The organism is Falsiroseomonas sp. RANM36 (genome assembly GCF_056682175.1).
Genome location: NZ_JBWXTD010000004.1, coordinates 732,116 through 736,296 on the forward strand (window position 1 = coordinate 732,116; position 4,181 = coordinate 736,296).

At 72.4% G+C, this 4,181-nt stretch carries 7 protein-coding genes; 3 read left to right on the top strand and 4 right to left on the bottom strand.

Annotation, left to right across the window (positions count from 1 at the left end):
• From AC1MIR_RS17300 to aat, 3 genes are all read left to right on the top strand, one after another.
• The coding region (locus AC1MIR_RS17300) for an acetyl-CoA carboxylase biotin carboxyl carrier protein (protein ID WP_480029423.1) at positions 1-353 on the top strand (353 nt) is incomplete at its 5' end.
• 7 nt (positions 354-360) lie between these two features.
• Entirely contained in the window at positions 361-1,719 is a 1,359-nt protein-coding gene (gene accC, locus AC1MIR_RS17305; RefSeq protein WP_480029424.1) for an acetyl-CoA carboxylase biotin carboxylase subunit, read from the top strand.
• Positions 1,720-1,779: 60 nt separating this feature from the next.
• Positions 1,780-2,454, top strand: a complete 675-nt coding sequence (aat, locus tag AC1MIR_RS17310; protein ID WP_480029425.1) for a leucyl/phenylalanyl-tRNA--protein transferase — start codon at positions 1,780-1,782, stop codon at positions 2,452-2,454.
• A 6-nt stretch (positions 2,455-2,460) separates the two neighbouring features.
• On the opposite strand, the gene AC1MIR_RS17315 is transcribed toward aat, so the two are convergent.
• The 4 genes from AC1MIR_RS17315 to AC1MIR_RS17330 are packed head-to-tail and all read right to left on the bottom strand — an operon-like array spanning position 2,461 to position 3,900.
• The gene (locus AC1MIR_RS17315) at positions 2,461-2,829 is read right to left on the bottom strand and encodes a DUF2155 domain-containing protein (protein ID WP_480029426.1); all 369 of its coding nucleotides are present in this window, start codon (positions 2,827-2,829) and stop codon (positions 2,461-2,463) included.
• Positions 2,829-3,038, bottom strand: coding sequence for a hypothetical protein (locus AC1MIR_RS17320; protein ID WP_109870788.1), 210 nt, complete (start codon positions 3,036-3,038; stop codon positions 2,829-2,831). Before AC1MIR_RS17320 ends, AC1MIR_RS17315 begins: the two co-directional genes overlap by 1 nt.
• A 5-nt stretch (positions 3,039-3,043) precedes the next feature.
• Positions 3,044-3,550, bottom strand: a complete 507-nt coding sequence (gene mlaD, locus AC1MIR_RS17325) for an outer membrane lipid asymmetry maintenance protein MlaD (protein WP_480029427.1) — start codon at positions 3,548-3,550, stop codon at positions 3,044-3,046.
• Positions 3,550-3,900: an NADH:ubiquinone oxidoreductase subunit NDUFA12 gene (locus tag AC1MIR_RS17330; RefSeq protein ID WP_480029428.1), complete on the bottom strand. Its 351-nt coding sequence runs from the start codon at positions 3,898-3,900 to the stop codon at positions 3,550-3,552. The genes mlaD and AC1MIR_RS17330 overlap by 1 nt, the downstream gene beginning before the upstream one ends.
• Positions 3,901-4,181: the final 281 nt, after the last annotated feature.

The window sequence follows — 4,181 nt, forward strand, 5'->3', positions numbered from 1 at the left end:
GGGGGCCGGCCCCGGGCGTGGCTTGCCCGGCGGCCCCGGCCCCCCCCGCGCCGCCGGTCGCCATGGCCGCCGCGGCCGCGCCGGCGCCGATCGTCGCGGCGGAGGTCGAGGGGCCGCATCCCGGCACCGTGACCTCGCCGATGGTGGGCGTGGCCTATCTGGCGCCCGAGCCGGGCGCCGCCCCCTTCATCACCCTCGGCGCGCGCGTGGCGCAGGGCCAGACCTTGCTGCTGATCGAGGCGATGAAGACCTTCAACCAGATCCGCGCGCCGAAGGCCGGCACCGTCACGCGCATCCTGATCGAGAGCGGGTCGCCCGTGGAATACGGCGAGCCCCTGCTGGTGATCGAGTAAGAGACCCGTGTCCTTCCGGAAGGTACTCATCGCGAACCGGGGCGAGATCGCGCTCCGCGTGCATCGCGCCTGCCAGGAGATGGGCATCCAGACCGTCGCGGTGCATTCCACCGCCGACAACACGGCGATGCATGTGCGCCTGGCCGACGAGAGCGTCTGCATCGGCCCGCCCTCGGCGCGCGACAGCTATCTGAACATGGCGGCGATCCTCTCGGCCGCCGCGATCACCGGCGCGGATGCGATCCATCCGGGCTACGGCTTCCTCTCCGAGAACGCCTCCTTCGCGGAGATGGTGGAGGCGCACGGCCTCGCCTTCATCGGCCCCTCGCCCGAGCACATCCGCATGATGGGCGACAAGATCGCGGCCAAGGACGCGATGCGCCGGCTCGGCGTGCCGCTGGTGCCCGGCTCGCTCGGCGCGCTGGACAGCCTGGAGGAGGCCCGCGCCGTCGCCGAGGAGGTGAAGTATCCCGTCCTGATCAAGGCCGCCGCCGGCGGCGGCGGGCGCGGGATGAAGGTGGCGCATGCGCCGGAGGAGCTCGAGGAAGCGTGGCGCGTCGCGCGCACCGAGGCCAAGGCCGCCTTCGGCGACGACAGCGTCTACATGGAGAAGTATCTCGACCGGCCGCGGCACATCGAGCTGCAGGTGCTGGCCGACACGCATGGCAATGTCGTGCATTTCGGCGAACGCGACTGCTCGCTCCAGCGGCGCCACCAGAAGCTGGTGGAGGAAGCCGGCAGCCCCGTGCTGACCGGGCCGGAACGCGACGAGCTCGGCGCCAAGGTCACCTCGGCGCTGCGCCAGCTCGGCTACCGCAATGCCGGGACGCTGGAGTTCCTCTGGCAGGACGGGCAGTTCGCCTTCATCGAGATGAACACCCGCCTGCAGGTGGAGCATCCGGTCACGGAGATGGTCTGCGGCGTGGACCTGGTGAAGGAGCAGATCCGCATCGCCGCCGGCGAGAAGCTCGGCTACGATCAGGCCGAGGTGCGCTTCGGCGGCCACGCCATCGAATGCCGCATCACCGCCGAGGACCCGGACAGCTTCGCCCCGAGCCCGGGGCGGGTGGACATGTACCACGCGCCGGGGGGCCTGGGCGTGCGCGTGGATAGCGCGCTCTACAGCGGTTATGTCGTGCCGCCGCATTACGACAGCCTGGTGGCGAAGCTGGTGGTGCATGGCGCGACCCGCGCCGAGGCGATCGCGCGGCTGCGCCGGGCGCTGGCCGAGATGGTGGTCAGCGGCATCCGCACCACGCTGCCGCTGCACCAGGCGATCGTGGCCGACCCGGAATTCCAGGCGGGCGACTACACCATCCATTGGCTGGAACGCTTCGTCGCCCGCTTGCGCGACCGGGCGGACTGAACCGCACGGCGCGGGAGACGAATCCTCGCGCCAACGCGGCGGCTCCGCCATAGTGGGCAGGTGAGCCGCCGCCAGTTCGAGATCACGCCGGAACTCCTGCTCCGCGCCTACAGGGCGGGCCTGTTCCCCATGGCCGAAAGCCGGCGGGGCGAGAGGCTCTACTGGCTGGACCCCGAGCAGCGCGGCGTGATGCCGCTGCAGGGCTTCCACCTGCCGCGGCGGCTGCGGCGCACGGTGCTCTCCGGCCCCTTCCAGGTGACCTCCAACCGCGACTTCGCCGGCGTCATCGCGGGCTGCGCGGAATCCGTCGCGGGGCGGGAGGAAACCTGGATCAACCCGGAGATCGAGCGGCTGTTCGGCGCCCTGCACCGCATCGGCCATGCGCATTCCATCGAGGTCTGGCACGGCCCGCCGGAGGATGGCGCGCTGGTGGGCGGGCTCTATGGCGTGGCGCTCGGCGGCGCCTTCTTCGGCGAGAGCATGTTCAGCCGCGTGCGGGACGCCTCGAAGGTGGCGCTGGTGCACCTCGTGGCGCGGCTGCGGCTGCTCGGCTTCCGGCTGCTGGACGCGCAGTTCCAGACCAGCCACCTGGCGCAGTTCGGCTGCCGGGAGGTGGCGCGCGCCGACTACAAGCGGCTGCTTTCCGATGCGGTGGAGGAAGCCGTGCCGTGGCGCGACGAGATGGACCCGGAAGCGCTGGAGGCGGAGATCCGGGCGATGCGGGAGGGTGGCTGACGGCCCCTACCGCGCCCGGCAGGCCAGCACGCGGATGTCGTAGACCGGATGCTGCAGCATGTGCACGCCCGGCGCATTCGCGAACATCCAGCCATGGAAGACCGCCGAGCCCGTCGCCGGGGCGCGGCTGTCGGTGATCTCGAGCCAGGCGGCGGCGTCGGGCACCTCGTCCGGCGGGCGGGCGTTGCAGGCGCGGACGGTGATGGTGAGGCTGCCGAAGCTCTCCGGCTGGTTCACCGGCACGCGCAGCGTCGTCACGCGGGCGGTGACCTTGTCGAGCGCCTGCAGTTCGGCCACGCGCTGCGGCACCCAGGACTGGGCAAGGGCGGCGGCCGGCAGCAGCAGCGCCGCGAGCAGCAGGACGTGGCCGCGCATCACGGCCGCTTCGGGCTCGGCAGGGCGGCGACCAGATCGGTGAGGATGCGGCGCATCGCGGCCTCGTCCACGCCCATCAGCACCGCATCCTCGAAGGCGTCGCGCAGCACCTGCGCGGCTTCGCGGTGGTTCTCGGCCAGCATCTTCAGCTTCTCCCGGCAGGCGACCGGGGCGCCGTCGGCGCCCGGCCATTGCGCCGGGGGGTCCATCACGCTCATCGCGGGGTGGCGGTTCCGCCCTCCTGCCGGCCCTGGGCGTTGCTGCCCTGGCCTTCCGTCATGGAGAAGATGAAGCGTCCGAGCAGGCTTTCCAGGCTGATCGAGGATTGCGTGATCGTGATCTGGCCGCCATCGGCCAGGATGCGGTCGGAGCCGCCGGGCACGATCGAGACGAATTTGCCGCCCAGCAGCCCCTCGCTCGCGATCTCGGCCGAGCTGTCGTCGGGCAGGCGAAGGCTGCCATCCACCCGCATCGTGAGCACGGCGAGGAAGGTCTGCGGATCGATGCGCTGGTTGGTGACGGAGCCGACCTTCACCCCCGCGATCCGCACATCGGCGCCAGGCGCGAGACCGTCGATCCGGTCGAACTTCGCGGTGAGGCTCACCGCCGGACCCGAGATGCCGCCCCGGCCGGAATTGGTGACGGCGAAGATGAGGAAGGCGATGGCGACCAGCAGCACCGCGCCGCCGGCCGCGACCTCCGTGATGGAACGCCCGCGCATCAGCTCCCCGGCGTCCAGGCCTCGTAGTCGCCGGCCGTCTGCGGGCGCCGGCCGCCGACATAGTCGTGGCCCTGCGGGCGATAGGCGGCGGGCGTGCCGGTGGGGTTCGGCCGGTGCTCCAGCATCCAGGGATGGCGCTTGGCCTCGGGCAGCGGCGCATCCGTGGTGTGGTGCAGCCAGCCATGCCATTCGGGCGGCACGGAGGAGGGCTCGGCCTGGCCGGCATAGATCACCCAGCGGCGCTTGCGGCCATAGGCGCGGTAATCCTGGCGCGACTCGTAATAGGTGTTGCCGAACCGGTCCGTGCCGACCTGGCGGCCGGAAAGGCGGGCGAGCAGGCGCTCGAACATGGAAGGCCCTCGATCCGCCGCGCGGGCGGTGCGACGTGCATCTGCGGTGGCGGGCATTTTTGCACAAGCCCCGCTGCGGCGCAAAAGCCGGCGGGCTATCCACAGGATATTGCGGTTCCGAGGCCGCAACACCCCAAGATACGGCTTGCGAGCCACGAGTCGCGGGGGGGGGGGGGGGGGGGGGGGGGGGGGGGGGGGGGGGGGGGGGGGGGGGGGGGGGGGGGGGGGGGGGGGGGGGGGGGGGGGGGGGGGGCGGGGGCGCCCGCGCCCGCGCCGCCGCC

Coding starts and splice junctions, on each gene's coding strand:
- AC1MIR_RS17330 (WP_480029428.1), bottom strand. CDS start 3,900: ATGTTCGAGCGCCTGCTCGCCCGCCTTTCCGGCCGCCAGGTCGGCACG.
- mlaD (WP_480029427.1), bottom strand. CDS start 3,550: ATGCGCGGGCGTTCCATCACGGAGGTCGCGGCCGGCGGCGCGGTGCTG.
- AC1MIR_RS17315 (WP_480029426.1), bottom strand. CDS start 2,829: ATGCGCGGCCACGTCCTGCTGCTCGCGGCGCTGCTGCTGCCGGCCGCC.
- AC1MIR_RS17320 (WP_109870788.1), bottom strand. CDS start 3,038: ATGGACCCCCCGGCGCAATGGCCGGGCGCCGACGGCGCCCCGGTCGCC.